Here is a 26,555-nt window from a genome sequence, read left to right on the forward strand (position 1 = left end):
TGGCGCCGCAGTAATACCCAGTTTTGCACACTCCAACTCCTGCCCGGCCACCACTACGTTGTGTGGCAACCACTTACGCTCTGATTGCCTACCTGCCTCTACCTTTTCCTATGTTAAGAAACTGTACCTTCTTGGTGGCTGCCCTGCTGGGGGGAGCCCTCACCGCCCGCGCCCAATCCGTGAACAATGTAACGGAAGTCGTCACCAGCTTCGGGGGCTTCTGGCAAAGCTCGACTACGGTCAAAAACGCCACCAAACCCAATAACTCGCACGATTTACTGGCATTTTCGCTGAACAACGTCCGGTACTCAACCGGGGTAGATGATGCCCTGCTGGAAGCCCAACAGCTTGTGTTTACGCCCAGCCAATTTAAAGCCCTGCCGGTGCTGGCCATCAGCGGCAACGTTGGCGGCAACACCAAAGTAGGCCTGGGAGAACTGTACGATAAGGTAGCCAACGGCGCCAGCTCTCCGGCCCCGGCCAACGATATTCCATTTTACTTGCGTGACGGCCGCAATGGCCTGAACCTGGGCACGGGCGCGGCCAACGTGCCCAGCGGCACCCTCGATTTTTCGATTTCGGAAGTGGTAACCTCGGCCCTGGGTGACGGAACGCCCGATATTCTGGTAACCCAGATTGCCGACCCCGCCGGCTCCCAGGACCAGTACCAGTTTCTGGATGCCAACAACCAGGTAATCGGGAGTACGGTAACGGTTACCTTCACTAGTATAACCCCAGTAGGCAGCTGGACGGCTGACTTTTACGAGGCCTCGGAGCGGCCCATGTCCCTGACGACCGGGTTTCGGCAAACCGACCGGGACCTGCGCCTCTGGGCCGCCGACCTGAGTGCTTTCGGCATTACCAGCGCCAACGTAGGCGCTATCCGCAAGTTTCGGGTGCTGCTGAGCGGCAACAGCGACCTGGCGTTTGTGGCCTACAACACCCAGACAGCCACCTTCTCCAACCCGCCCCTGCCGGTTACGCTTACCTTCTTTGGGGGGCAGGCCGCAGCCACGTACACCGACCTGACCTGGCACACGGCCCAGGAGCTGAACTCGGCGGCTTTTGAAGTGGAGGCCAGCCAGGACGGGCGTACTTTCCGGCCGGTGGGCCAGGTGGCCGCAGCCGGCACTTCCAGCCAGGCGCACCGCTACACCTACCGCCACGCTACCACGCAAAGCGGTATCCGCTACTACCGCCTCCGGCAAGTTGACCAGGATGGCACCAACTCTTACAGCGCCGTTTTGTCGTTGAGCCCCGGCCGTAGTGCCGCGCGTAGCATCAGCGTAACGGCGGCCCCCAACCCGTTCCGGGAGCAGCTGCAGCTACTGCTAAGCAGCACCGGCCCGGCCCCCACCCAGGCCAGCGTGCAGCTGACCACCCTGGCGGGCCGCGTAGTCTACACCCAGAATTTCAGTGCGGAGCTTACTCAGGCCGGGGTGCTGGAGCTGACCAACGTATCGGCCCTGCCCGCTGGCTTGTACCTGGCCAAAGTAGTGGTAGATGGCCAGCCGGTGGTGTTGAAAGTAGTGAAGGAGTAAACATCCAGCCCGCCGGCGGGTACTATCCTGAAGGCCCTCCCGTCCGGGAGGGCCTTTTGCGTTTGTGTATGTTTATCCTGACCCATTAATGATCCAGCCACTGCACGTTATTGAGGCTCGCAACCTCACCCGCCGCTACGGCTCCCTGGCCGTGGTGCAGGCCGCGCTTCCTTTACGCTCAGGGCCGACTAAACGCTGGTGCTGCTGAGCCCCAACGGCTGCGACAAAACTACCTTGTTGCGTATGCTCAACCGCCTGGTAGAGCCCGATGGCGGTACCGTAATTATCAACGGCCTGGATGTGCGCGAGCAGCAACCCGAGCAGCTGCGCCGGGGCATCGGCTACTTGATTCAGCAGGTGGGCCTGCTACCCTACTATACCGCGGCCGAAAACGTGGCCACTGTGCCTGGGGAGCTGCTGTTTCGGCCGGCCAACCAGCTTGTGCGGGAATTCTTCGCGGTGGAACGACTGAGCCTGCAGCTCCGCACGCCATGGCTGGCTGACGTATTGGCAGAGGAGCATTTACCTACTTACTTAACTAGTATAAGATACTATAATTCAGGAATAAAACTTCTACTATCTACTGTAATAGTTCAAGAATATTTAGAGCTACTGAGTCGGGCTTTGGCTAAGGCGGCCCGGCTGCTGTTAGAGCTAACGGTGCGAATTAGCACCCCGGGAAACCAAAATCTTTGCCGAGCAGAACATTCTGCTGGAACTGTACACCACTCTGATTTGAGGCTACACGCCAACCTGGGCGTGGAAGTTAATGACGACCTGAGCAGCACCAGCGTCTGGGCGGAGGCCCTGCGTACTGACACCATTGACATGTACCCCGAGTACACCGGCACCGGCCTGCTGATGGTGCTGCAGCCCTCCGCCGCCGCCCTCGACTCCCTGGGGCCCAGCCCCAAAAAGGTGCTGCACTACGTGCGGGGGCAGTACCGCCGCCGCTACAACTGGAGTGGCTGGCCCCGCTGGGCTTCAACAACCCCTACGCCCTGCTCATGCGCCGCCAGCAGGCCCGGCAGCTGGGTATTGCCAGCATTTATGACTTAGCCGCTACCTGCGCTGATTTACCTACGCTGAGGTAGCCCCTTGGTACTCGGGCCCGGGCGGCTGCCACGCCAACTTCATGGGCTCTTCACGGTGCGGGTGCGTATGTTGCAGCATCTATCAGCCCATTCTGCCCCGTTATGCACGTGCTCATTGTTGAAGACGAGAAAAGCCTCCACCAGGAAATCCGGCAGTTTTTGCTGCAGTCCCAGTACCTCGTCGATTCGGCCTATACCTACGCTGAGGCTTCGGAGAAGATTTTCGTGAACAGCTACGACTTTGTGCTGCTGGACCTGGGCCTGCCGGGCGGCGACGGCCTGGATCTGCTGCGCGAGGCCCGGCGCAACGAGCGGCAGGAAGCATCCTTCATCATCCTCACGGCCCGCGGCGCCATCGACGACCGGGTAAAAGGCCTGGATTTGGGAGCCGATGACTACCTGCCCAAGCCATTTTCGTTGCTGGAGCTGCAAAGCCGCATGCAGGCCATTACTCGCCGCAAGTTTGGCCTGAAGCGCCAGGAGCTACTATTTGGCAGCGGCTTTCAGTTGGATGCCACCGGCCGTACCCTCCGCTACCACGACCAGGACGTGACCCTCACCAAAAAGGAGTTCGATCTGCTGCACTACCTGCTGCTGCACAAGAACCGGGTACTCACGCGCCTGCAGCTGGGGGAACACCTCTGGGGCAATGTGCTGGAAGATGATTCGGATTCCAACTACATCGACGTGCACATCAAGAACATCCGCAAGAAGCTGGCCCAGTTCGCCCCCACCGACTTCCTGGAAACCGTGCGGGGAATCGGGTACCGGATAGCTGACGCTAATTAAGAATTGAGAATTAAACGTTAAAAATTGGTGGCCCATTGCCTTATCAGACCCGAATGCTAAGCCGCCAAAGCGCAGGCACGCCGAAGAATTTTTAATTTTTAATTCTCAATCTTTAATTCAACAAAATGCGCCTCGAAGCCAAGCTGGCCCTGTTTAATGCGCTGTCCAAGCTACTGCTGGTGCTGCTGGGAGCCGTGGTGATTCCGCCCATTGTGAGCCGGGTGGCCGTGGCCCACACCGACCAGCGCCTGCACGAGAAGCGTACTGAGGTGCTGGAGCTGATTGAGCGCAACGGTATTTCGGCCTTCGTGCAGGGCGAGCAGTACGCCGACTACAATATTCTCAAGCAGGAATATATTACCCTTACGGCCCTGCCGCCCAGCCCCGACGGCCGCCACGACCCCCACCCCCCGCGTATCTTCGACGAGCCCCGGCAGGTGGATAACCAGGTGGAGGATTTTCGGATTCTGAGCCAGCAGTTTACCACCGCCGGCCGCAACTACCGGCTGGAAATCGGCTCCTCCCTGGCCACCGTGGAGTTGCTCACGGATACGCTGCGGCGCATGGCCCTGTGGGTGCTGGTGATTGGGGCCCTGCTGACCATCTTCACCGACGCGGCCTTTGCCCACGCCCTGCTACGGCCCCTGCGCCAGCTGATTGTGCGCAAGCTTCAGGGCGTGCACCACCCCTCGGGCTTCTCCTTCGCCCCCCTGGAAACCAGCACCACCGACTTCCGCCGCCTCGACACCAGCCTCAGCGACATGATGCGCCTGATTCAGTCGGCCTTCGAGAAGGAGCGGGAGTTTATGTCCAACGTGTCGCATGAGCTGCTGACGCCGGTGAGCATTTTGCAGACCCGGTTTGAGAACATGCTCCAGGACCCGGCCCTGGGCCACGCTCACTCCCTGAAAATTGTGGAGTCGCAGAAGACGCTGTACCGCCTGCGCAACACCGTGAAAACCCTGCTGCTCATTGCAAACATTGAAAACGAGCAGTACCTGCGCGACGAGGCTGTATCTCTGGCCTCAGTGCTGGCCGACGTGACGAATGAGCTGGAAGACCGTCTGGCCCAGCGCGACATCAAGCTGCTGGAAGACCTGCAGCCCGATTACGTGGTACCGCAAGCCAACCGGACCCTGCTGTTCACGCTGCTGTTCAACCTCGTGAGCAACGCCGTGAAGTACAACCGCTGGGGCGGCAGCATCTTGATTGAGGGCAAGATGGCGGAGGGTGGCTACCGGCTTTCAGTAACGGACACGGGACCGGGCATTGCGGCCCAGCACCTGCCTCACCTCTTCGACCGGTTTCGGCGGTTTCAGGCCGGAGCCTCGGCCCCCGAAGGTTACGGACTGGGCTTGCCCATTGCCAAAACCATTGCCGAGTTTCATGGAGCCCCGCTCACGGTCACTTCCTCGGAAGGCCAAGGCACCACGTTTAGTCTGCACTTTGCGTAGAGGTTCGTCGCAGAAAACGGAAATAGTGGCCGCTCGGAAATGCCGGTTACCCCCCTGGTTTGTTTTCTGGTAAGCTGCCCTACTGATTCCGGTTGCGGTGCATTCATCCCTGCTAATACGTTTCAGTATTAGTTGGTCGAATGAGGCAGACTGAACACTCACTGGGGCTGACGGTGAATGAATTATAGAAGCCATAAATCCTGGATGGGCTGCTTAGCACTGCAGAAACCGGCGTACCCTGGCAGCTAGCAGGTCCGGTAAATCAAACCGATAGAGCAGGCCAAACCTTTCTGTGCTCCCGGCAGTTGACAACACATAAGCACATGCGCATGCATACAAAAAACGCCCCGGCAGACACCACCTCCCTCGTTAAATTGGCTAAGGCCCTGAGCGACCCGACGCGGCTGCGCATCCTGCTGGAAATTGCCAAAGGAACGCACAAGGGGTGCGCTGACTTATTTGAATCTGTGCCTATTAGTCAGCCCTCCATGTCTCAGCACCTCAAGGCGTTAGTCGAGTCAGGGCTGATTGAGTCGGCCAAGGAAGGGCGCACCAAGCACCTGTCCATTAACCCGGCCAAGCTGCAGGAGCTGGAAAGCTTTCTGCAGCTGCTTAAAACGACGTAAGCCTTCTAGCCGCCAGTCAGCCCCGGTACTAAACTGGCTTTTTTGGCACGCAAAACATTGGGTATTGCTTATGTGTTTATACTATTCAACCTCCTACCCTAGTTTCCAGGGACATTTCCAGGAAGTCCTTCACGCCAGAATTCCTTCGCTGCGCACCCAATAGCCCTCCAACATGGAAAACAAAAGCAGCTGAGGCGGGACACCACCAGTGAAAGCAAGGGGTAAAATCACGCTTGCTGACACCACCCGGCAACCGCCGCCAACGCTAGCCAGAACCCAGCTTTGTACGTGCCGCAACTGTGGCCGACGCAGGAAGTCAACCCCAATAGCCTGCGCCACTTTGTGGAGCTGGTGGTACTCGTTCTGCAGGATGACCACCCGGCCGACACCCTGCGCGGCAGTTTGGAACTGCCCAGGCCAGCCTTCCGCTTTGTGCAAGCAGTTGGGGCGGCAAATTTTTCATTTCTCTTTTTTAACAGAACCATGTCCTCGTCCGTCAATAACACTAGCCGCCAGCCGCAGCCAGTGGCGTATTCCATGCTGGAGCTGGCCATCGTGTCGCAGGGTACTACGCTGCAGCAGACGCTGCACCACTCGCTGGCCCTGGCCCAAGCAGCCGAAGAGCTCGGCTATAAACGCTTCTGGCTGGCTGAGCACCACAACTCCGACAACGTGGGCAGCAGCGCCACCTCCCTACTCATTGGGTACGTGGCCGAGAATACGACCCGTATTCGGGTGGGCTCCGGGGGCATCATGCTTCCCAACCACTCGCCCCTGCTGGTGGCCGAGCAGTTCGGCACCCTGGCGCAGCTCTACCCCGGCCGCATTGATTTGGGGCTGGGCCGGGCGGCCGGTACCGATGGGCAAACCGCGCAGGCCATCCGCTCGGACTTTATGCAGGCGGCCCACTCATTTCCCCAGGAAATTGGCAAAATTCAGACGTATTTCTCGTCCGCCAATCGGCAGGCGGCCGTGCGCGCCCCCGTAGCCGAAGGTACCGACGTGCCCCTCTATATCCTGGGCTCCAGCACCGATAGTGCCCACCTGGCAGCCCAGCTGGGCTTGCCCTACGCGTTTGCCAGCCACTTTGCCTCTACCCACCTGCTCAACGCCCTGCGGATTTACCGCGCCGAGTTCACGCCGTCGGATGTGCTGCAACAGCCTTACGTCATCGTGGCCCTCAATGCCTTCGTAGCCGATACCGATGAGGAAGCCCAGCAGCTGTTTACCAGCCTTATCCGCATGTTTGTGGGGCTATTGACTGGCAACACACGGGCGCCCATCCAGCCGCCTACGGCCATGACCGAGGAGCTACAGGAAATGTGGGAGCACCCGGCCGTGCAGCAAATGCTGAAATATTCCTTCGTGGGCAGCAAACAAACCGTGAAGCAGCAACTCCAAGCTTTCCTGGCCGAAACTGGCGCCAATGAGCTTATCACCGCCTCCACCATGTACGCGCCCGAAGACCGGCTAAAATCAGCCCGGCTATTTGCCGAGATTATGGCAGAGTTGAACGAGGGCCGCTAGGCTCGAAAACAGCACCTTCCAAGGCGGGTTAATCAACACAGTCACGGTCCGGGCCACCGTAGAGGAAGTAGTAAGGGGGCGTTTAAACTCCGGAAACGGGGCTGCGTATTTAGCCTATCGTTCACTTCCCACTCTTCCATTTCCCATGAAAAAGCTTCTGACCTTACTGGTACTGGCTAGTGCTGCAACTACCGCGCATGCCCAGGCTGTGCAGCAGAAAACAACTGCCACCAGTACGCAAACCACCCCCAACGGCAACACACGCACCACCACGCGCACCCACGATGTAGCCACGCCCAGCGGCAACTACCACACTTCCAATAAAACCCGCGCCGTAACTACGCCTGTCCCGGCCGCAAGCCGCAAAACCGCCGTGGTGAAGCGGAACAATGCCCGCCGTACTACTACCACACAACGCTAGGTTCACACGCTCTTCATGCCGGGGCTGGTAGGTTTGGCTTGTACCTGCCTGCCTCGTTTATGAAGAAGCTCCTGTTGTTGGTGGTGGTTTTGCTGGGGCTGGCGTGGCTGCTGCGCCATCTGCTTCCGCCAGCTCTGCCCACGGCCCCGCACTTGGCCGCCGTGCCAGTCGTCAAGAAGCCCCATCACTCTGTTTCCGCTCGTCCCAAACACGTTTCCTTGCCTGGCCGGTAGGCAACACTCCATAACCACCGCGCCCCCGGCCGCTTCAAGCAGTCGGGGGCGTATTTTATAGGCAGGCCTCTTGGTTTAACCCAACCCCTCGGCCGATTCGCCGGGCATTGGCTCGGCACTGCCCAGGCTGGGAGCCGGGGCCTGCTGGCCACTGGGAGTGGGGCTCAGCTGCCAACTGGCGTTCATTTCGCGCAGCCCGTGCTGAGCCGTCAGATCAAACTGGCAGGGCACGATGGAAATGTAGTTATTGGCCAAGGCATATTCGTCGGTATCCTGGCCCTGGTCTTCGTTCACAAAGGAGCCGATCAGCCAGTAATAGGGCCGGTTGTGGGGGTCGTGGCGCAGATCGAACTCCTCCTGCCACTTGGCCCGGGCCTGGCGACACAAGCGGGCCCCGGCAATGGGCGCAGCGGAGTTTTTAGGGATATTGATGTTCAGGGCCGTGCCCTGCGGGATGCCGTGCTCCAGGGCTTGGCGGGTAAGGTGCTCAATCCACTCCTCCGTGTGGGAGAAGTCGGCGTTGTGGCCATAGTCGCAGAGGGAAAACCCGATGGCGGGCAGGCCCTCAATAGCCGCCTCAATGGCCGCCGACATGGTGCCGGAGTACAGCACGTTCACGGCGGAGTTGGAGCCGTGGTTGATGCCGGACACTACCAGGTCGGGCCGGCGGTTTTTCAGTACCTGATGCTTGGCCAGCTTCACGCAGTCGGCGGGGGTGCCGCTGCACTCATAGGCTTCCACGTCCTCAAAAATCCGGCTTTCATCCAGGCGCAGGGGGTGGCCAATGGTTATGGCGTGGCCCATGCCCGATTGAGGCGAGTTAGGCGCTACCACTACTACCTCGCCGATGCGGCGCATCACGCGCACCAGCGTGGCTATACCGGGGGCGGTAATACCGTCGTCGTTGGAAATCAGAATCAGGGGTTTGCGGGCAGGTGTAGTCACGGGCAACAGGAAGTTAAATGCACAAATGGGTACGGGCAAAGGTAGGTAAGCTTGTGGCCTACGCACGTAGCCAGCGCCCACTGTGCTAACGCCCGCAGCCGGCCCAGAGTTGTTAACAAGCAGGGCGCTGCACCCGTATAGGCTGCATGCGACTTCGTTTATTGTCCGTTGTTTTGCCGGTTACGGCTTGTTTGTGCGCCGGCCTTACCGGCTGCGACTCCACTCCGGCTGCCCGCTCAGCCACCGACCCGGGCACGCCTCCGTTTGCCACCGCCAACGGTAAGCCGGGGCCCACTACTCCCGGCTCCGCTTCGGTGGCACGGACGGCCTCCTTACCCTCGGCCGAAAGCGGGGCACCCCTGCCCGACTCCTTGCACCTGATAAGCCCCGGCCAGGCTGGCCGCCTGCGACTGGGTATGTCGGAAAGCCGCCTGAAGCGCGTGGTGCCGGCCCAGCTGCTTACCGACACCACCTACCAGGACCAGGGCCGCACCCTGCCGGCCTACCAGCTCCGGGATGCCCAGTACCCCAATGACCCAGCTTCCACCCTGCACATGATAGAGGATGGCAAGGGCGGCTTCCGGCTGCGCCGAATCCGCATTTACTCCTCCCGCTACCGCACGGCCGAGGGCATTGGAGTGGGCTCCCCGTTCGGGGCCGCCCGCCAGAATCTGGGCCTTACCCGCATCCGGAACACGCCAGCCGGGCTGGCCGCCGTATCGGGGCAAGTCCAGATGGCCTGGGTTGTCGACCCCAATTCCTTGCCCAATAAACCCGCAGAACAGATTCAATCCAGCGAAATTCCGCCGGCCGCCCGCATCACAGGGGTATTACTTTACCGCTAGGGCCTGATACCTACGGGTTGCATTTAGCTGTAAATATTGTACTTTGGCGAAGCTGGTGCGTTTGGTGCCAAGTTTGTTTCTGTCTTTGCCCCTGGTCCAAAATCCTGCCTGTCTATGGCCCTGTTTGAAAACCGCTACCGTACGCACGATGTAGGCTTGCTCCTGTTGCGGATTGGGATAGGTGTGATGTTTACCATTCATGGCTACCCCAAGCTCACGGGCGGTATGGAGACCTGGACGCAGATAGGCGGCTCCATGGGCCTGCTCGGTATCAAGTTTGCGCCGGCTTTCTGGGGGTTTATGGCGGCGGCGGCCGAGGCAATAGGCGGCCAACTGCTGGCCATAGGGCTGTTTTTCCGGGTAGCCTGCCTGTTGCTGCTGGCTACCATGCTGGTGGCTACCTTCGTGCACCTGCACAGCGGCGATGGATTTAGCCAGTACTCCCACGCCCTTGAATCGGCCATTCTATTTCTGAGCCTGGCCTTAATCGGCCCTGGCAAGTACAGCCTCGATCAGATGCTGTTTCCCGCCCCGCGCCGCCTGTACTAATTCGCGCTACCTGGTTTTCTGGAGCCTGAAAAGCAAGCCATTCTGTGCGCCGCATGGAGTGGCAGCTGTTTTTTAGGCCACCTTTACGCCCTGGCCGCGTCTTTGCGCTGCTTAACCCCGTTTCTATGTCGGCTACTTTTCTCTCCGCTCTTTTCCTTACCACTGCTGTTGCTACCCCTACCCCCGACTGGCGCACCCCCTTCGAGAAAGGCAACGGCAACACTACCACTACCCACGCCGAGTGCATTGCCTACTATCAGCAGCTGGACGCAGCCTACCCCGAGATTCAGCTACGCGAAGCGGGCCTTACCGACAGCGGCCGGCCTTTGCACGAGGTAGTTGTATCATTGGATGGAGATTTTGACCCGGCTTCCTTGCGGGCCAAAGGCCGGCGAGTGGTATTCATTCAGAATGGCATTCACCCCGGCGAGCCGGAGGGCATTGACGCCAGCATGATGCTGGCCCGCGACTACGTGCAGAAAAAGGAACTGCGCCGCCAGTTGGCCGACGTGGTGCTGGTGCTCATTCCCATCTATAACGTGGATGGCTCCTTTAACCGCAACTCCACCACCCGTACCAACCAGAATGGTCCCGAGAGCTACGGTTTCCGGGGCAACGCCCGCAACCTCGACCTAAACCGGGACTACATCAAGCAGGACTCCCACAATGCCCGCAGCTTTGCCCAGCTGTTTCAGCGCTGGCAGCCCGATGTGTACGTGGACACCCACACCTCCAACGGGGCCGACTACCAGTACACCATGACGCTCATTGCCACCCAGAAAGACAAGCTGCACCCGGCCCTAAGCCAGTATATGCAGCAACGGCTACTGCCGGCCCTCTACGGTGGCATGGACCGAAAAAAGTGGTATCTGACGCCCTACGTGGATTTTGAGGGCCGCACGCCCGATGCCCGGGGCCTGGTGGGGTTCCTGGAAACGCCCCGCTATTCTACCGGCTACACCACCTTGTTCAACACCATTGGGTTTGTGACGGAAACCCACATGCTCAAAACCTACACGCCCCGGGTGCGCGCCACCTACGATTTTCTGGACCTGCTTATCCGCCAGGTGCACCAGGATGGGGCGGCCTTAGCCCAAGCCCGGGCCGCCGCCACCGAACAAACCCGCACCCAGCAGCAATTTACCCTCGGCTGGAAGTTGGATACCACTCAGGCCGAGCAGTTCCGCTTCCGGGGCTACGCGGGCAAGATGAAGCCCAGCGAAGTTAGCGGCCTGCCCCGCCTCGCCTACGACCGGCAAGCACCCTATACCAAATCTATTCCCTACTACAACACCTTCCGGCCCACCGCTACCGTGCAGCGGCCCCGGGCCTACGTAATTCCCCAGGCCTGGGGCGAGGTGGTAGAGCGCCTGCGCCTGTCGGGCGTGCAGATGCGGCCCCTTTCCGCCGATACCATCATCAGCGGCGAAACCTATTACATCCAGGACTATAAAACCGGCCAGCGGCCCTACGAAGGCCACTACCTGCACAACCAGGTGCAGGTGCGCACCGTGCGCCAGCCCCGCCCCTTCCTGCGCGGCGACTACGTGGTGAGCCTTAACCAGCCCGCCGCGCGCTACCTCATCGAAACCCTGGAGCCCCAAGCCACCGACTCGTTTTTTGCCTGGGGGTTTTTCGACAGCATATTGCAGCAGAAGGAATATTTCTCGGATTACGTGTTCGAGGACGTGGCCGCCGAGCTGCTGCGGCGCAAGCCCGAGCTGCGCGCCCAACTAGAGGTAAAGAAAAAAGCTGACCCTGCCTTTGCCGCCAGCGCCGCCGCCCAGCTTGATTGGGTATACCGTCAGTCGGAGCACTACGAAGCCAGCCACCTGCGCTACCCCGTGCTGCGGGTGCTATAGGGTTCAGTCCTTTTTCAGAAGAAAGCAGTATACAGAAGTAAAACGTTTTGCTGGGCTGATACATGAAAGCTACCTGTCATGCAGAGCCGGAGGCGAAGCATCTTGCGTGCTGACGCTAGAACTCGTACCACAACCTCAGCACGCGAGATGCTTCGGCCTCCGGCCTCTGCATGTCGTTCTTTTCACACCTGGTTACTTTTTTTCAGCAGGCAGGGAGTTGGCATAGTTCACGATATAAGCCAGCTCCCGGGCATCCGTATAGTTCAGCTTATTGTCTTTGGCGTACTGCTCAATGCGGCGGGAGTGGCCCTGGAAATAGGCCAACACATCCTTTTTTGGACTGCGCAGGGCCAGCACCGTGCCGGTGGGCAAGCCCAGGAAAAAGGAATCCTGCACATCGGTATAGAAACCAACGGTGCGCCCGGCCCCACCGTAGCCGTAGCCATAACCGTATGGGCTCGCCCCCGCCGAAATAGGCCGCTGCACCAGCCGCTCGCGCCGCAACAAAATAACCGGGCCACCGCTCAGCTGTTCAAAGAAGCCCGGGGCCCGAAAGTCGCTGTAGTCGTTGTTCCGGTTCCAGCGGTACACCCGAAATACCCGTACCAGCGTTGTATCGGGCCGCTCCCGGCGGCGGGGAGCGGGCATGGTGTAGAGCGGATTGCCCGAATAGTAGCCCTGGCGCATGGCGTAAAAATCGTCGTAGTAAAACCGCTCCCGACTCCGGTCGTACCGCTCGCCCTGCACGGCAAAACTCTGCACACTCACGGCCGGTAGGGTACGCACGGTATTATCGGCCAGGTTCATGGTGAGGGTTTCCTCGGCGCGGTGGAGCATAATGGGCCCCACCAGCGTATCGCCGGTACTCAGCAGTACCGTGGCTCGGTTGAATTGCTGGGTAAACCCCTCACCCCCACGCTGGGCCCGCGTAGCCAGGGGCAGCAATAGCAACAGAAGGCAGCCGAGCATTTTTTTCATATTGGAAGAATACGAAATTCGATGGAACAATGCTTACGGCAACCGCACAAACCGCCCCTGCCGGAACGCCAGCTTACACGGCGTGAAGGGCTCATCCGAATACACATCAGCTCTTTCCGGGCCGCCGTCTGCCTCCAGGGATAAAACCTGCCGCCCCGTGTCAAACGTCATGGCCACGTTACAGATGGTCAGCTCATTCTTGCGGCTGTGGTCTTCGACGCTAAATACCTGATTATCCAGAATCAGGTAATTGCCTTTCAACTCCAGCACATACGCCGTGTAGCCCAGACAGATGCCGCTGCCTTTTTCGTTGCCCAGCAGCAGATACATGTTGCGGCCCGCAGCCCTAAGCGGATACAATTCGGTGAAGGCACACTCTACGGGCAAGTGGTACGCAAACAGTTCCCCCCTTGCATTCTGCCACTGCACCACCACATTATCGACTGTGCCGCGCGTACCGCCCGAATCGTGCGAAAAGCTGCCGACCCGCAGTTGAGCGGCATCCTGGGCAGCCGGCCCCAACGTGAGACCCAGCTTGGTGGCCTCCGCGGTGCTGAGCTTGTGCGTTTTCAAATACGCCACTACTTTCCTGGCTACGCCTTCTGCTCTACCATCATCCCCCTCTCCGGTGAGGCTGGCCAGGTACTCGACGGCCCACTTCACTTCGTTGGCGGTGGGTGGCTTGCGGGCCGGCGCCTGGGCCAACGCCGTTGAGGTGAAGAGCAGCCTGCCGATGACTATCAGGCAGAAATACAGGACGGAACGGTAATGTACCAAATCGATGGAGCAAGGCTTACGGCTGCTGATTGGCCGTCAATGAGTTGGCATAATTTACCAGGTAGGCTAGCTCATGGGCCCTGGAAAAATGGAGTTTGTGCTGGCGCACAAACTCCCGTAGTTGTGGCGCGCACCGTTGAAAGTACGCGTATACATCCTTTTCCGGGTTCTGCAGAAACAGTAAGCGACCATCAGGTTGCGACAGATAAAGCCCGTCCCGTTTCACTTGCTGGGTAACGCCTCCCGCCGGGTACACATAGTGCGTTTGTTTCTCCAGGGCCAGCCGGTTCAGTAGCACAACAGGCCCCATACTCAGCTGCTCAAAAAAACCCAGCGTTTGAAATCCGCTGCTGCCGGGGCTTCTGCTCCAGCGACAAACATGAAACACCCGGGTTACCCCTTCGGATGGTTGGTTAGGTCGTTGTAATTCCGGCTCAGTTGGAAAAAGCACGTTGCCCGGGAAATATCCCTGCCGCATCAACTGAAAATCGTAGCGTTTTTTGCTGTCGAAGGAGGCCGCTTGGAGCTGCCGTACCGAGAAGCTTTTTACAAGCACTGCCGGCAACGTCTGAAGGCTGGGTTGCATGACCAGCACATCCTCGGGCCAATACAGCGTGGCCGATTCCCGTACTGTATCCCCATTCGCCAGAATTATCTCGGCCCACGTAAAATCCTGCGCAAAATGCAGGTCTTTAAGCTGCACTGGTATCTGAGCCTGAGCGGTTGCAACACCGGTTAACAGGCCGGCCGGTAAGAGGAAGCGAGAATAGTAGTTTTTCAATTGCAGGCGCGGCTAATGGCTAAGGAATAAGAAACCCGCGGCTCCGGCAGTACACTGCGGAACCGCGGGCAAACCGTGGTAAAATAGCAAAATTCCGTGCTACTCGGCCGTGGTAGTAGCCGTAGTATCCGGGTGCGGAGTGCGGTCCTTGTGCAGAATGGTGTGGCCCAGCTTGTCGCGCTTGGTGGTGAGGTACCGCTCGTTATGCTGATTGGGCTCCACCTCAATGGCCACGGAGTCCACAATTTCGAGGCCGTAGCCGATGAGGCCCGTGCGCTTGCGGGGGTTGTTGGAGAGCAGGCGCATCTGGCTGATACCCAGGTCGCGCAGGATTTGGGCACCTACGCCGTAGTCCCGCTCGTCCATGCCAAAGCCCAATTCCAGGTTGGCTTCCACCGTGTCGCGGCCCTGCTCCTGCAGCTTGTAGGCCCGCAGCTTGTTCAATAGCCCGATTCCCCGGCCCTCCTGGTTCATGTACACAATCACGCCCCGGCCTTCGCGCTCAATCTGTTGCATGGCGCGGTGCAGCTGGGGGCCACAGTCGCAGCGGCAGCTCCCGAAGATGTCGCCCGTCACGCAGGAGCTGTGCACGCGCACCAGCACCGGCTCGGGGCCCGAAATATCGCCTTTCACCAGGGCCAGGTGCTGGGCGTTGGTGGTGCGCTGGGTATAAGCTACTAGGTCAAAGTCACCGTAGTCGGTGGGCAGCTTCACCGAAATTTCGCGGGTAATCAGGCTTTCCTTTTCGAGGCGGTACTTGATCAGATCCTGCACCGAAATCAGCTTCAGATTCCACTTATCGGCAATTTCGCGCAGTTCGGGCAGGCGGGCCATTTCCCCGTCTTCTTTGAGTATTTCAACCAGCACCCCGGCCGGCTCAAACCCGGCCAGGCGGGACAGGTCGATGGCGGCTTCGGTGTGGCCGGCGCGGCGCAATACGCCTTCCTTGCGGGCTTTGAGCGGAAAAATATGACCCGGTTTGCCCAGTTCCTCCGGCTTGGTGTCGGGGTCGATGAGAGCTAGGATGGTCTTGCTCCGGTCGGAGGCCGAAATGCCGGTGGTAACGCCGTTTTTCAGTAAGTCAATGCTCACGGTGAAGGGCGTGGAGTGCAGGGCCGTGTTGCGGCCCACCATCAGCTCCAGGCCCAGCTCTTCGCAGCGCTGCTCAATGAGCGGGGCGCATACGAGGCCGCGACCGTGGGTGGCCATAAAGTTGATAACCTCGGGCGTGGCGCAGCGGGCGGCGCAGATAAAGTCGCCTTCGTTTTCACGGTCTTCGTCGTCAACGACTACTACAACTTTGCCGGCGCGGATGTCGGCAATGGCGTCTTCAATAGAATCCAGCATGGAGCGCGGATTAAACGGATGGAGTGTGAAGGGCGCGGATTTCGAATTTCCTGGGCAGGAATCCGCGCCTTACTGCCGCTACAACCAGCAGCGACGCCGCGAAGTTACGAAGCGGGGAAGTTGTGAAGAGTGAAATTGTGAAGTGGTGAAAGATGCAATGGTTAACTAGCTGTCATCCTGAGCAGAGCGAAGGACCTTATCACGCGTAAATACATAGTTTCAACGTGATAAGGCCTTTTGCTCTGCTCAGGATGACACCACTTTGCAGCCTCATAACTTCACCTTACTCCTTCGCCAGCTCGGTGGCGCGGTGCTGGGCGGCCTTGATGCCCGCCGTGAGGGTTTCGGCCAGGCCGCCAGCCCGAAACTCGCGCAGAGCGGCCTCGGTGGTGCCGCCCCGGGAGGCTACGGCGGCAATCAGCTCGTCGGGCGTTTTGTCGGAGGTATTGAGCAGGTGGTAAGCCCCCAGCATGGTTTGCTTGACCAGCAGCCCGGCCACCGACTCGGAGAAGCCCAGCTCCTGCCCGGCCCGCATCATGGCCTGCACGATGTAGTAGAAATAGGCCGGGCCGCTGCCGCTCACGGCCGTCACGGCATCCAGCAGGCTTTCATCTTCCAAGAAAATGGAGCGGCCGGTGGCATTCAGCAGGTTCTCAACCTGGTGCAGGCGGCTGCGTTCCACCTCCGGCGAGGCCGAAAACCCGGTGATGCCCATACCCAGCAGGGCCGGCGTATTAGGCATGGCCCGCAGCACCTGCCGGTGCCCAAGCTCGCGCTGCAGCCGGGCAATAGGAATACCGGCCATAATGGATACCACCACCTGCCCGGGCCGCAGCACGGGTTGCAGCCCGGGGGCCACTTTGCCGAAATCCTGGGGTTTCACGGCTACAAACACCACGTCGTAGTCGCCCACGGCGGGGCCGACCTCGGCCACGGGCAAACCGGGGTGCGTGGCAGCCAGGCGCTGACAATGGTCGGGGTGGCGGCCCAGCAGCAGCAGGTCGGGGCGGGCTACCAGGTTGTAGTGCAGAAAGGCTTTGGCAAAGGCCATACCCATGTTTCCGCAGCCCAGAATAGCAATGCGCAGTGGTTTCATAGCAGCAACGGCCACCCGGAATAGAGCCCGGCTGCCAGCCCAACATAAGCAGGAATCCGGCAAACCCAGCGTAACCAGCCCAGTTCAGGCCCTAAAAAATGGGATTTACATTACCGGCTCAGCGTAGCGGCTACTCATTCAACGGGTTTTTACCTATATATTTCGGCTCGCATATTCACTCTTTCCCCACGCTATGAACAAACTGGTATTGGCAGTGCTCGGCACCGCCCTACTCACCACCGCCTGCGAACAGGCGCAGAAAGCTAAAGAATCATACTCGGCCATTTCCAAGCTGAAAGACGCCGGTGAGAAGATGGAAGCCTCCATGGACGCGGCCAAAAGCCGGCGGGAGGAGCGCGAGAAGCGCGGCGATACGCTATCCATGCCCTACAAAGAGCTGCAAGCCTATTTGCCCACTGAAGTAAGCGGCTACACGGCAGCCAACCCCACCGGCCAGTCGATGAAAATGAGCGGCATTGCCTTTTCCACCGTTGGCCGCGAGTTCACCAAAGACAGCGTAACGGTAAAAACGGAAATTATTGACTACAACGGAGCCAACCAGCTGTACCAGGGTGCCTCAGCTATGCTGGGTCTGGGCCTAGAAAGCGAGGATGATGAGCAACTCACCAAGTCGGCTTCCTTGGGCATCGACGGAGCCTCGGGCATGGAAACTTACCGCAAGAAAGACCGCCAAGCCGAGCTAATGCTGGCCGTGGGGGGCCGCTTCCTCATCAAAGTAACCGCTGACAAGCAGCCAGATACGGAACTGGTAGAATCGGTAGCCAAGCAGATGCAGCTGGAAAAACTGGCAGAATTGTAAGTAAGAACTGAGAGCTGAGAAGGGAGACCGAAAAGATGAACTGTCATCCTGAGCGGAGCAAAGAACTTTCTGCCAGTTAAACGAGTCGGTGTTACGAAAGCCGTTTATTCGCAATAAGGTCCTTCGCTCCGCTCAGGATGACGGTTCATCTTTTCGGCTCTCGGCTCTACTTCTCAGCTCTCCTATCTAAATTTTAAAAGTTACCGCTTGTGCTGAAAGCGTTGCGTGGGCTCCCAGACGGTGGTTTTTACGCCGCCCAGGAAGCGCCATAGCCCCAGCAGCAGAGCCCCATTCATGCTGTAGAAGTGCGTGATAAAGCGCAGCAGCCGCAGGTGTACACCCAGCCGGTGCAAGGCCCCGTCAAACAGCAGCAAAGCTGGCGCGGCCAGCTGCCCAGCCAGTAGCAGCTGGTAAAACCAGCCGGCCCCGCGCAACACCAGCAGCGCGTTGCACAGCAGCATAAGCAGCAGCAGCAGCGGCGTAAGCCAACGCAGCACCTTATGCGACCAATAGGCAAAGCTCACGCCCCGCCAGGGTGGCCACAGCAGGCGCCGGAAGGCCACCAGATTCTGGAAGTTGCCCGCCGAGATGCGCGCCTTACGCCGGAATTCCTCCGGCAACTTGTCCGATACATCTTCGTGGCAGACGGCCGCCAGCTCGTTGAGGGCCTGAAACCCATCCTGCAGCACGGCCATCGAAATGAAAAAATCATCGACAATGAAGGAGGCCGGGGCTGGGTGGTAGCAGCTGCGCCGCACGGCAAAGCAGCCCCCAAAGGCCCCAATCATACTGCCCCACACTACGCCTTCCTGGTACTTAATCAGGTTTTCGCGCTCCAGATAAGCCTTTTCCTGGCCCGAAATACCTTCTTTGCGGTGGTCGGGGTTGAGGATGTTGCCGCCCACTTGCCCAATAGCCGGATTGCGGAAGTGCTTCACCAGCTCGTAAAGTGTATCGGGAGTGAAGAACACGTTGGCATCGGTGAGCACCAGCACCGGCGCGGTAGCCTGCTGGGACAACGCTTCTATTACACCCGGCTTGCCGGTGCGCTGCCCGAACGGGCGGAACTGCAGTTGCGGGTACTGCCGGGCCAGTTGCTCCACCAGTGCGTTAGTGCGGTCCGAGGAATTATCAGAGCCGATGTAGAAGGTGAGTTTTTCCAGCGGATAAGTAGTGGCGAAAGTGGAGCGGATTTTCTCCTCTATCACCTGCTCCTCATTGTACACGGCCAGCAGAATATCTACCCGGGGTAGCTCGGGGCTGCCGGGCGCGTACACCTCCCGGTTTTGGTGGCGGCCCCGGGCCAAACGGCTCAGCAGCACCGGAAACAGCACGTAGGTGTGTGCTACCAGCCCCAGCCCGCCCCAGAGGCCGGCCGCCGCCACGGCCTCAACGAGCGGTGGCACGGGGCGCGGGCTGAAGAATAGTGTACAAATCCTGAAAGCTCTCCACCACGCGCCGGTTGTCATAGAGGCGGGCAATGGTACGGGCGGCTTCCTCCCCAATGGCTTGCTGGTCCAGCTCGCCCCGGTAGTAGCGGCCCAGGCGCTCTACCCACTCCGAGGGCTCGTCGCAGAGCACAATATCAAATCCGTCGCGCACGTGAATACCCTCTGAGCCCAGGCCCGTGCTCATGATGCACTTGCCCAGGGCCATGCCTTCAATAATTTTGATGCGCATACCGCCCCCGCTCAGCAAGGGCACCAGCATCAGTTCATACTCCTGCATAAACTGCTGAGCCGACTCCACGAAGCCGTGAACCGTCACGCCGGGCAACTGCAGCTGCCGGATGCGCTCCGGCGTGTCTTTGCCGGCAATGTGCAGTTCCAGCTCGGGATATTTCGCCTTGGCCTGGGGCCATACTTCCCGCAAAAACCACTCGAGGCCTTCCAGGTTGGGCAGCCAGTTCAAGGAGCCAATCATGAACAGGGTACGCGGCCGGGGCCGGATGCGGGCGTCGCGCTGGAACCGGCCCGGGTCTACGCCGGCGGGCACAAACACCACCGGCTCCTGGCACCCCAGCTGGCGCAGGCGCTTCTGATCGGGCTCGGTAATGGCCGCTACGGCGCTGAAACGGGGCAATACGGCGTGCTCAAATTGGCGGAGCCGCCGCGCCAGGTGGCGCAGGTACACCCGCTTGAGCACGTTGTTTTCCCGTTCAGCCAGCATTTGCCAGATGGTGTATTCCACGTTATGGGCGCGCAGCACCACCGGCAGCGCAGGGGCCAGCCGCTTTATCGTATCCACGTACCAAGCCACAAAGGTGCCTTCTACCTGCACGGCGTCAAACGCCTCTGCCTTCAGCAACTCGGCTAGTTTAGCCTCCACAGCGGGGTTTACAAACCGCTCCACGTTATAGGGCAGCTTGCCCAGCAGCAAATTGCGCAGGGCCTTCACCGGCGAAAGGTTGGTATCTACTTCTACCGTAACCAGGCGCACATTGGGGCCCAGGTGGTCGAGGGCGGTAGCGGGCTGGTGGTGCTTGGGCGTGTTGAGGGCCAGCACCGTTACGCGGTGCCCGGCCCGGGCCAGTCCGGCGGCCACGTCGTACATGGCAATGGCGCCCCCGTCGTGGGGCGGGTACGGTACGCGCGGACAAAGCTGCAGAATATGCACGGGCTGAAAACAAGCTGGTAGGCCCACAAAACTACGAAGCGCAGGCCGTGAACCTAATTCCGGCCGCCAACCAGCCCCCGCCAATGGGCACCTTACAGGGAAGCGCGCGGAATAACGGTGCCCAGCATGTTGGCCAGCTGATTGTCCATTTGCTTAAGCAACCGGATGGTGGTTAGATGCTCATCCAGGGCGGCTTCGTCCATGGGCCGGCGCAGGGCTTCCATGTGTTCGGCCAGGGCCCGTTCCACGTTTACCTTGTTCAGGCGCAGAATGGCATTGTCGCAGGCGGTTTGTAGCAGGTCCAGCTCCCGGGGTACGTAAATCTGGTGGGTAGTCCAGTTGGGGCTGAGTTCGTATTTCTCGGTAGCCAGCTCGGCCACCAGGCTGCGGATATCGGAGCGGCCGTGCTGAATGAGGGTGCGCACCTCGGGCCAGCGGCCCTGTTCCAGCTCCTCCCGGCACAGGTGCAGTAAATCGGCGTAGAGGCCGGTTTTGAAGGCCGTATCTTCCAGCTGCTCCAGCAGGTACTGGGCCACCGAAACCTCCGGGGCCAGGGGCTGGGGCGAGTACAGCAGCAGCAGGCGCACTACCTCCCGCTCGCACTGCTCCAACACATCGGGCACCGGCTCCAGCTCCTCCCGGGTGAGGGTTTGCAGGTCGCCGCCCCCACCCATCAGGTCCTCCGGCGAAGCGCCGTACATCAGGGCCTCGGCCTCCTCCTCGGGGCTCATCGGCCGCGGGGCCGGGCGCTGACTGGCACCGCCGCTCGGTACTTGCTGACTGCCGCCGTAATTATTCCCGCTGCCTGGGCCGGCCCCGCTCCCACCGCTGCTACTCTGGCCGCCGGGCGCTTTCTGGGTGGCGTTGCGTACCAGCTTGTTGTACTCGGTAATCAGTACCTGCTCATCAATACCGAAAGCCTGGGATGTCTGCTGCAAAAACACCTGCCGCTTAATCGGGTCGGGCACTTTGCTGATGCTCTGCAGCACTTCCCGAATGGCCTCGGCCTTCTTTACCGGGTCGTGGGCGGCCTCCCGGCTTACCAGGTCGGTTTTAAACTGAATGAAGTCCTGGCTGGCGTTTTCCAGGTGGTCCCGGAAGCGCTGGTCGCCTACCTTACGGATGTAGCTGTCGGGGTCGTCACCGTCCGGAAACAGCACCACGCGCACGTTCAGGCCACCTTCCAACAGCATGTCAATCCCGCGCAGGGAGGCCCGGATGCCGGCCGCGTCGCCGTCGTAGAGTACCGTTACGTTATCAGTATAGCGTTTCAGCAGCCGGATTTGCCCATCCGTGAGGGAGGTTCCCGAGGAGGCCACCACGTTCTTGATGTCGCCCTGGTGCAGGCTTAGCACGTCCAGGTAGCCCTCCACCAGGTAGCACAGCTCCTCCGTCCGGATGGCCTGCCGCCCCTGGTAAAGCCCGTACAGCACATCGGACTTATGGTAGATTTCTGACTCCGGAGAGTTCAGGTACTTGGCCGTTTTGTCGTTGGGCTTGAGCGTGCGCGCCCCGAAGCCAATGACGCGGCCCGATACGTTGTGAATCGGGAACATCACGCGGCCCCGGAACCGGTCGTAGCGCCGGCCGGTGTCCTGGCCCTGGTCGTCTTCGCGGCGGATGATAAGGCCGGTTTTCTCCAGGTATTTCTGCTCGAAGCCCGCCGCCGTGGCCGATTTCAGCAAATCATCCCACTGGTCCAGGGAGTAGCCCAGCTCAAAGGTTTTGATGGTGGTCTGGTTGAGACCCCGCTGGCGCAGGTAGCTCAGCCCGATGCCCTGGCCCTCGTCGGTGCCCAGCAGCAGGCGGTGGTAATGGTCCTTGGCCCAGTTGGATACGATGTACTGGGAGTCCTTTTCGTTCTGGGCCAGCTGCTGCTCGGGAGTTTTTTCTTCCTCCTCCACATCAATACCGTACTTTTTGGCCAGGTATTTCAGGGCCTCCACGTAGCTGGTACCCTCAATATCCATGATGAACTGCACCACCCCGCCCGCCTTGCCGCAGCCAAAGCACTTGTACAGACCCTTGGCCGGCGCCACCGAGAAGCTCGGTGACTTTTCGTGGTGAAACGGGCAGCAGGCCCACATATTCTGGCCCTTGCGCTTCAGGGAAACGAAGTCGCCCACCACCTCTACAATGTCGGCGTGGTGAATAATCTGATCAACGGTTTCTTTAGGAATGCGGGCCAAGGCGGTGCGGGCAACAGGGTAGCGGCAGAACGGAGCCCCAAAGGTAGGCAGGAACCGCCGCGAAGTGGTACGTCCCGGCTGTAGAGACGCGATACCTCGCGTCTCGTCGTTGAACGACCAAGCTTGCGCCGACTCCATACTATCCGCAATGTCCGCAACGATGAGACGCGAAGTGTCGCGTCTCTACAGCCGGGGCACCACCGGACTAGAAATTCCGGCTGGCGGTGGTTTCAGGAATGATAACCATGTAATCGTATCCCAGGATAGTAGCTTGCAGTTCCTGAGAGGCCACGGGCATGGCTTTGTAGAGCATGGCCCGGCGCAGGGGGCGCAGATCAAATACCTGCCAGGTAGCCCCAGCGGGCGTGGCAGCCATAAATGGTAACACCATGGCCGCGTCGACGTTGGAGTACTTCGCGGCATTCTTGCTGAAATCATCCGGATTCTGGCCCTGCACCTGCTGGCCCTGCTTGCCGATGACGAAGATGTGCAGCGTTTTCTGGTCGTGGGCGTCGGCCAGGTTCACGGCCAGGTTGCCCACGTCGTAGATGTCGCCCCAGATGCTGCGGCCCCGGCCCAGGTGGTAGGCCCCGAACTTGAACAGCATGGGCGGCAGCGGCTGGCCCGCCAACTGATACGGCTGTAGCTCCTGCAGCAGGTTACGCTTCATCAGGTTGATGCGCGTCTGGTGGCCACCCGGCTTGCCGGCAATGTTAACCCGGAAGATGGCCTCACTGGCTTCCAGATCCTGCAGCAGTTGCCGCACTTGTGGCGACTCGGTGCGGGTGAGCAGGCGCAGGCTATCCAGCAGCGTGGGGCGCAGGCCGTTGATGCTGACGCCGCCGTAGTTGCCGGCTACCAGCGCGGCCCGGTCGCGGGCCTGCAGGGCGGCGGACTGTTGGCGCAGGTAAGCGCGGGTGGTTTTGCTCTTGGTTTTGTCGGCCATCAGGGCCAGCGTACGCCCTACGGATGCGAAGCCCAGCTGGTCAATACCCACAATGGTGGTGTTCCGGGTCCGCAGGGCCCGGGCCAGCTCAAACTCTTCGGCCCAGCTGTAAAACGACAAGCTCATGGGGTACTGCTGCAGAAAGGCCGAGGGCAAACCGGGCTGCGCAACCAAGCGGGTAAGGTCCTGGGCCTGATACCGGTCAATTTCGGCTACATACACCTTGGGTTGCAGCACCTCCGCCACGGCCTGGACAAAAGGCGGAATCTGGGCCATGCCGTGGTCTTCGCCCAGCAGCACCACGGTGCTTTGCCGGATATCCTGCTGCAATTTTTCCCAGCCGGGGCCGCTGAATTGGGTGCCGGCCTGAGTCAGCGGAAACTGGTACTTGCGGAGCAGGCGTTGAAAAGTGGTATCGGCGGGAGCCTGGGCGCGGGCCGGCAAGCTGCAGACCGCCAGCAAAACGGCGGCAGTCAGGCGAATCAACCAGCAAATAGAGTAATCAAACATAAAATCTGTCTGGATAGGATAGTGACGAGGCCACCAAGATAGGCAGGTGCGCCATAATGCCGCGGATAATCAGGCTGGAGGTACAATAGTATCCACTGCTGCCTCCTGGACCAGCCAGTGCTACCGTTATCCATCAACTACTTCGCCCGAGATACTAACGGGGCACTGTCTGCCGGCGACATATGCGCTACAACCACCGGCCCGGTTTCCGGGTTATCTTTGCGCTTTGCACCCGCACTTTCTTCGCCGACTATAATGGAACCCATCACCAAAGAAGCCGTCCTCAAGGCCCTGAGCTACGTGGAGGAGCCCGACCTGGGCAAAGACCTCGTCACGCTCAACATGATTGAGGACGTGCAGATTACCGGCCGCACCGTTTCGTTCACTGTAGTTCTCACCACACCCGCTTGTCCTCTCAAGCAGCTTATCCACGATGCCTGCGAGCGGGCCATCCACACGATGGTGGCCCAGGACGCCGAGGTGGTGATTGTAATGACCTCACGCGTGACTACCATGCGTCAGAACCGGGACCTGCTGCCCGGCGTGAAAAACATCATTGCCATTGCCTCGGGCAAGGGCGGCGTGGGCAAAAGCACCGTTACGGCCAACCTGGCCATTGCGCTGGCCAAAACCGGCGCGAAAGTGGGCCTCGTGGACGCCGATATTTCTGGCCCCAGCATGCCGCTGATGTTTGGCGTGATGGACTCCCGCCCCCACGTATTCCAAGGGCCCGATGGCAAAAACCTCATCCAGCCCATTGTGGCCCACGGCGTGAAGCTGATGAGCATTGGCTTCCTGGCTCCCGCCGAGTCGGCCATTGTGTGGCGCGGGCCCATGGCCTCCTCGGCCCTCAAGCAGTTTATCACGGAGGTAGACTGGGGTGAGCTGGACTACCTGCTACTGGACATGCCTCCCGGAACCTCCGACATTCACCTCACGATGGTGCAGACCGTGCCCGTCACCGGTTCGCTCATCGTGACCACGCCCCAGAAAGTGGCCCTGGCTGACGCCGAGAAAGGGTTGCAAATGTTCCGCCTGCCGCAAATCAACGTGCCCGTGCTGGGTATTGTGGAGAATATGGCCTGGTTTACGCCCGCCGAGCTGCCCGATAACAAGTACTTCATCTTCGGGGAAAGTGGCGGCGTGGCCCTGGCTGAAAAGCACGAGGTGCCGCTGCTGGGCCAGATTCCGCTGGTGCAGAGCATCCGCGAAAACGGCGACCTGGGCACGCCCGCCATCCTGCAGGAAAACACGCCGGCCGCCGCCGTATTTGCGCAGCTGGCCGAGGATCTGGCCCGCCAGGTGAGCATCCGCAACGCCATGGCCCCCAAAACGAACATCGTGGAGATGAAGTCGTAGCCAGCTGAGCCGTGCAGAATTGAGAACGTCATGCTGAGCGAAGCGCAGCGTAGTCGAAGCATCTCTACCGCTTCGTTGCAAGGCTAGTAATTAGCCAGAGGTAGAGATGCTTCGACTACGGCTCCGCCTTCGCTCAGCATGACGGGCAATTTTTCCCGTCATCCGTAGCTGCGTTTTCCCTGAACTTCTCCCCGCCCCGGCCGGTTTACCGTAGCGTCGGCCGAATGTTCTACCTTTGCTTTCGTATTGCCGACGCTGGCGGGCACTTTGCCGCCCACCTAGCGTACAACCCGTGAAATTCCCGTTATGACCGTATCGCCCACCGTGGAAACCCATCCGCTCCTGCCCCGCATCGAACAGGCCCTGGATACCATCCGGCCCTACCTGGCCGCCGACGGAGGCAACGTGCGCGTGCTGGACATCACCCCGGACATGGTGCTGCGCCTGGAGCTGCTCGGCGCCTGCGGCACCTGCCCCATGTCGCCGATGACGCTGAAAGCCGGCGTGGAGGAATCGGTGAAGAAGGCCGTGCCCGAAATCCGGGCCGTGGAGGCCATCAACCTCACGCCCATGTCGGCCCAGCCCGCCGGCCAAACCGGCCACCCTCAGTCGCCCGCGCCGGTACCCACGCCGCAGTTCTAAGTTTCTTAGGATATATATAACAGCGCCCCGCTCCTGCCGGTTTTCCGGTTGGGGCGGGGCGCTGTGGTGTTTGGGGATAAAAAAAGATTGTTCTGCAACATCGTTTGGCATTCTTGATGGTGAATTACCGTTTAATACTTGCGTCACTAGGCCTTCAGAACTTCGTCTAAGTTGCCGCTCCAAGAGTAAAGATGATATTCAGCTCCTTGCTCTAATTCAAGATCATCTTTATTTCTGATCAGAGTTGTTTCAATCCACTCGTCGCCAGCAAAGCCGATTACCCAACACACTCTGTCTGCCATCACCTCTTGCATTACACTAATCAACTCTTCGAGCCCATCTATTAAATAAGCAGAGCAACCGGGATGGATCCGGAGCCAGATATGATGGTCGCTGGTAGTTTGCACGATCATGCCACCCATTTCTGCCATATCAGGGCAAGGAAAATCTACTACTAATTGCTCTTTGTCAATTTCGTAGGCGCAATCTTGGTCAGCGAAGCTGCTTTGCAACTTTTTGTAAATGATAGTTGAGAAGGAGTCTAGATTATTCATCTTAGGTTAAGCTCTTATCCAATCACTTGGACAGGAACAGGAATTGGCATCCGC

The 26,555-nt window shown here is 59.7% G+C and carries 25 protein-coding genes and 1 pseudogene; 15 read left to right on the top strand and 11 right to left on the bottom strand.

Going from position 1 to position 26,555, the window contains the following annotated elements:
- The first annotated feature begins 110 nt into the window (after positions 1-110).
- The 9 genes and pseudogenes from ROI90_RS07605 (at position 111) to ROI90_RS07645 (ending at position 7,685) form a co-directional block, all read left to right on the top strand.
- A complete protein-coding gene (locus ROI90_RS07605; RefSeq protein WP_315997734.1) occupies positions 111-1,541 on the top strand; it encodes a T9SS type A sorting domain-containing protein in 1,431 nt (476 codons plus the stop codon).
- A gap of 243 nt (positions 1,542-1,784) precedes the next feature.
- Positions 1,785-1,928 (top strand): annotated as a pseudogene (locus ROI90_RS07610) (ABC transporter ATP-binding protein); the annotation flags it as partial.
- Positions 1,929-2,518: 590 nt separating this feature from the next.
- Entirely contained in the window at positions 2,519-2,635 is a 117-nt protein-coding gene (locus ROI90_RS07615; protein WP_315997835.1) for a hypothetical protein, read from the top strand.
- A gap of 102 nt (positions 2,636-2,737) precedes the next feature.
- The gene (locus ROI90_RS07620) at positions 2,738-3,424 is read left to right on the top strand and encodes a response regulator transcription factor (RefSeq protein ID WP_315997735.1); all 687 of its coding nucleotides are present in this window, start codon (positions 2,738-2,740) and stop codon (positions 3,422-3,424) included.
- Positions 3,425-3,549: 125 nt separating this feature from the next.
- Positions 3,550-4,878 carry a sensor histidine kinase gene (locus ROI90_RS07625; protein ID WP_315997736.1) on the top strand — a complete coding sequence of 443 codons (1,329 nt, stop codon included), beginning with the start codon at positions 3,550-3,552 and terminating at the stop codon, positions 4,876-4,878.
- Between the two features lie 329 nt (positions 4,879-5,207).
- Entirely contained in the window at positions 5,208-5,504 is a 297-nt protein-coding gene (locus ROI90_RS07630) for an ArsR/SmtB family transcription factor (protein ID WP_315997737.1), read from the top strand.
- Between the two features lie 288 nt (positions 5,505-5,792).
- Entirely contained in the window at positions 5,793-7,031 is a 1,239-nt protein-coding gene (locus tag ROI90_RS07635) for an LLM class flavin-dependent oxidoreductase (RefSeq protein ID WP_315997738.1), read from the top strand.
- Between the two features lie 145 nt (positions 7,032-7,176).
- Positions 7,177-7,452, top strand: coding sequence for a hypothetical protein (locus ROI90_RS07640; protein WP_315997739.1), 276 nt, complete (start codon positions 7,177-7,179; stop codon positions 7,450-7,452).
- A 59-nt stretch (positions 7,453-7,511) separates the two neighbouring features.
- Positions 7,512-7,685 carry a hypothetical protein gene (locus tag ROI90_RS07645; RefSeq protein ID WP_315997740.1) on the top strand — a complete coding sequence of 58 codons (174 nt, stop codon included), beginning with the start codon at positions 7,512-7,514 and terminating at the stop codon, positions 7,683-7,685.
- A 75-nt stretch (positions 7,686-7,760) separates the two neighbouring features.
- Here the strand turns inward: ROI90_RS07645 and surE are convergent, their stop codons facing one another.
- The gene (gene surE / locus ROI90_RS07650) at positions 7,761-8,636 is read right to left on the bottom strand and encodes a 5'/3'-nucleotidase SurE (RefSeq protein ID WP_315997836.1); all 876 of its coding nucleotides are present in this window, start codon (positions 8,634-8,636) and stop codon (positions 7,761-7,763) included.
- Between the two features lie 140 nt (positions 8,637-8,776).
- Here surE and ROI90_RS07655 point away from each other — a divergent pair, with 140 nt between their 5' ends.
- From ROI90_RS07655 to ROI90_RS07665, 3 genes are all read left to right on the top strand, one after another.
- The gene (locus ROI90_RS07655) at positions 8,777-9,475 is read left to right on the top strand and encodes a hypothetical protein (RefSeq protein ID WP_315997741.1); all 699 of its coding nucleotides are present in this window, start codon (positions 8,777-8,779) and stop codon (positions 9,473-9,475) included.
- 114 nt (positions 9,476-9,589) lie between these two features.
- The gene (locus tag ROI90_RS07660) at positions 9,590-10,024 is read left to right on the top strand and encodes a DoxX family protein (RefSeq protein ID WP_315997742.1); all 435 of its coding nucleotides are present in this window, start codon (positions 9,590-9,592) and stop codon (positions 10,022-10,024) included.
- A 125-nt stretch (positions 10,025-10,149) separates the two neighbouring features.
- Positions 10,150-11,886 (top strand): M14 family metallopeptidase, encoded by a 1,737-nt coding sequence (locus tag ROI90_RS07665; protein ID WP_315997743.1) that lies wholly within the window; start codon positions 10,150-10,152, stop codon positions 11,884-11,886.
- Positions 11,887-12,078: 192 nt separating this feature from the next.
- Here ROI90_RS07665 and ROI90_RS07670 read toward each other — a convergent pair whose 3' ends face one another.
- The 5 genes from ROI90_RS07670 to proC all read right to left on the bottom strand — a co-directional run bounded on the left by ROI90_RS07670 (position 12,079) and on the right by proC (position 16,856).
- Positions 12,079-12,864, bottom strand: coding sequence for a hypothetical protein (locus ROI90_RS07670; protein WP_315997744.1), 786 nt, complete (start codon positions 12,862-12,864; stop codon positions 12,079-12,081).
- Between the two features lie 33 nt (positions 12,865-12,897).
- Positions 12,898-13,641: a hypothetical protein gene (locus tag ROI90_RS07675; protein ID WP_315997745.1), complete on the bottom strand. Its 744-nt coding sequence runs from the start codon at positions 13,639-13,641 to the stop codon at positions 12,898-12,900.
- 16 nt (positions 13,642-13,657) lie between these two features.
- Entirely contained in the window at positions 13,658-14,422 is a 765-nt protein-coding gene (locus ROI90_RS07680) for a hypothetical protein (RefSeq protein ID WP_315997746.1), read from the bottom strand.
- 99 nt (positions 14,423-14,521) lie between these two features.
- On the bottom strand, positions 14,522-15,769 hold the full coding sequence (locus ROI90_RS07685; protein ID WP_315997747.1) for a bifunctional 3,4-dihydroxy-2-butanone-4-phosphate synthase/GTP cyclohydrolase II: 1,248 nt from the start codon (positions 15,767-15,769) through the stop codon (positions 14,522-14,524).
- Between the two features lie 283 nt (positions 15,770-16,052).
- Positions 16,053-16,856, bottom strand: a complete 804-nt coding sequence (gene proC / locus ROI90_RS07690; protein ID WP_315997837.1) for a pyrroline-5-carboxylate reductase — start codon at positions 16,854-16,856, stop codon at positions 16,053-16,055.
- A 202-nt stretch (positions 16,857-17,058) separates the two neighbouring features.
- Here proC and ROI90_RS07695 point away from each other — a divergent pair, with 202 nt between their 5' ends.
- Positions 17,059-17,685 carry a hypothetical protein gene (locus tag ROI90_RS07695; RefSeq protein ID WP_315997748.1) on the top strand — a complete coding sequence of 209 codons (627 nt, stop codon included), beginning with the start codon at positions 17,059-17,061 and terminating at the stop codon, positions 17,683-17,685.
- Positions 17,686-17,885: 200 nt separating this feature from the next.
- Here the strand turns inward: ROI90_RS07695 and ROI90_RS07700 are convergent, their stop codons facing one another.
- The 4 genes from ROI90_RS07700 to ROI90_RS07715 all read right to left on the bottom strand — a co-directional run bounded on the left by ROI90_RS07700 (position 17,886) and on the right by ROI90_RS07715 (position 23,946).
- A complete protein-coding gene (locus ROI90_RS07700; protein WP_315997749.1) occupies positions 17,886-19,091 on the bottom strand; it encodes a glycosyltransferase in 1,206 nt (401 codons plus the stop codon).
- Entirely contained in the window at positions 19,075-20,301 is a 1,227-nt protein-coding gene (locus ROI90_RS07705; RefSeq protein ID WP_315997750.1) for a glycosyltransferase family 4 protein, read from the bottom strand. Before ROI90_RS07705 ends, ROI90_RS07700 begins: the two co-directional genes overlap by 17 nt.
- A 92-nt stretch (positions 20,302-20,393) precedes the next feature.
- Entirely contained in the window at positions 20,394-22,490 is a 2,097-nt protein-coding gene (dnaG, locus tag ROI90_RS07710) for a DNA primase (RefSeq protein WP_315997751.1), read from the bottom strand.
- A 205-nt stretch (positions 22,491-22,695) separates the two neighbouring features.
- Positions 22,696-23,946 (bottom strand): hypothetical protein, encoded by a 1,251-nt coding sequence (locus ROI90_RS07715; RefSeq protein WP_315997752.1) that lies wholly within the window; start codon positions 23,944-23,946, stop codon positions 22,696-22,698.
- A 255-nt stretch (positions 23,947-24,201) separates the two neighbouring features.
- Here ROI90_RS07715 and ROI90_RS07720 point away from each other — a divergent pair, with 255 nt between their 5' ends.
- On the top strand, positions 24,202-25,305 hold the full coding sequence (locus tag ROI90_RS07720; protein WP_315997753.1) for an Mrp/NBP35 family ATP-binding protein: 1,104 nt from the start codon (positions 24,202-24,204) through the stop codon (positions 25,303-25,305).
- Between the two features lie 306 nt (positions 25,306-25,611).
- Positions 25,612-25,947 carry a NifU family protein gene (locus ROI90_RS07725; protein ID WP_315997754.1) on the top strand — a complete coding sequence of 112 codons (336 nt, stop codon included), beginning with the start codon at positions 25,612-25,614 and terminating at the stop codon, positions 25,945-25,947.
- A gap of 146 nt (positions 25,948-26,093) precedes the next feature.
- Here the strand turns inward: ROI90_RS07725 and ROI90_RS07730 are convergent, their stop codons facing one another.
- Positions 26,094-26,501, bottom strand: coding sequence for a hypothetical protein (locus ROI90_RS07730; RefSeq protein WP_315997755.1), 408 nt, complete (start codon positions 26,499-26,501; stop codon positions 26,094-26,096).
- Positions 26,502-26,555: the final 54 nt, after the last annotated feature.

Source organism: Hymenobacter endophyticus, from assembly GCF_032464715.1.
Classification (GTDB): Bacteria; Bacteroidota; Bacteroidia; order Cytophagales; family Hymenobacteraceae; genus Hymenobacter; species Hymenobacter endophyticus.

Coding starts and splice junctions, on each gene's coding strand:
- ROI90_RS07605 (WP_315997734.1), top strand. CDS start 111: ATGTTAAGAAACTGTACCTTCTTGGTGGCTGCCCTGCTGGGGGGAGCC.
- ROI90_RS07620 (WP_315997735.1), top strand. CDS start 2,738: ATGCACGTGCTCATTGTTGAAGACGAGAAAAGCCTCCACCAGGAAATC.
- ROI90_RS07625 (WP_315997736.1), top strand. CDS start 3,550: ATGCGCCTCGAAGCCAAGCTGGCCCTGTTTAATGCGCTGTCCAAGCTA.
- ROI90_RS07630 (WP_315997737.1), top strand. CDS start 5,208: ATGCATACAAAAAACGCCCCGGCAGACACCACCTCCCTCGTTAAATTG.
- ROI90_RS07640 (WP_315997739.1), top strand. CDS start 7,177: ATGAAAAAGCTTCTGACCTTACTGGTACTGGCTAGTGCTGCAACTACC.
- ROI90_RS07645 (WP_315997740.1), top strand. CDS start 7,512: ATGAAGAAGCTCCTGTTGTTGGTGGTGGTTTTGCTGGGGCTGGCGTGG.
- ROI90_RS07655 (WP_315997741.1), top strand. CDS start 8,777: ATGCGACTTCGTTTATTGTCCGTTGTTTTGCCGGTTACGGCTTGTTTG.
- ROI90_RS07660 (WP_315997742.1), top strand. CDS start 9,590: ATGGCCCTGTTTGAAAACCGCTACCGTACGCACGATGTAGGCTTGCTC.
- ROI90_RS07665 (WP_315997743.1), top strand. CDS start 10,150: ATGTCGGCTACTTTTCTCTCCGCTCTTTTCCTTACCACTGCTGTTGCT.
- ROI90_RS07670 (WP_315997744.1), bottom strand. CDS start 12,864: ATGAAAAAAATGCTCGGCTGCCTTCTGTTGCTATTGCTGCCCCTGGCT.
- ROI90_RS07685 (WP_315997747.1), bottom strand. CDS start 15,769: ATGCTGGATTCTATTGAAGACGCCATTGCCGACATCCGCGCCGGCAAA.
- ROI90_RS07695 (WP_315997748.1), top strand. CDS start 17,059: ATGAACAAACTGGTATTGGCAGTGCTCGGCACCGCCCTACTCACCACC.
- ROI90_RS07715 (WP_315997752.1), bottom strand. CDS start 23,946: ATGTTTGATTACTCTATTTGCTGGTTGATTCGCCTGACTGCCGCCGTT.
- ROI90_RS07720 (WP_315997753.1), top strand. CDS start 24,202: ATGGAACCCATCACCAAAGAAGCCGTCCTCAAGGCCCTGAGCTACGTG.
- ROI90_RS07725 (WP_315997754.1), top strand. CDS start 25,612: ATGACCGTATCGCCCACCGTGGAAACCCATCCGCTCCTGCCCCGCATC.
- ROI90_RS07730 (WP_315997755.1), bottom strand. CDS start 26,501: ATGAATAATCTAGACTCCTTCTCAACTATCATTTACAAAAAGTTGCAA.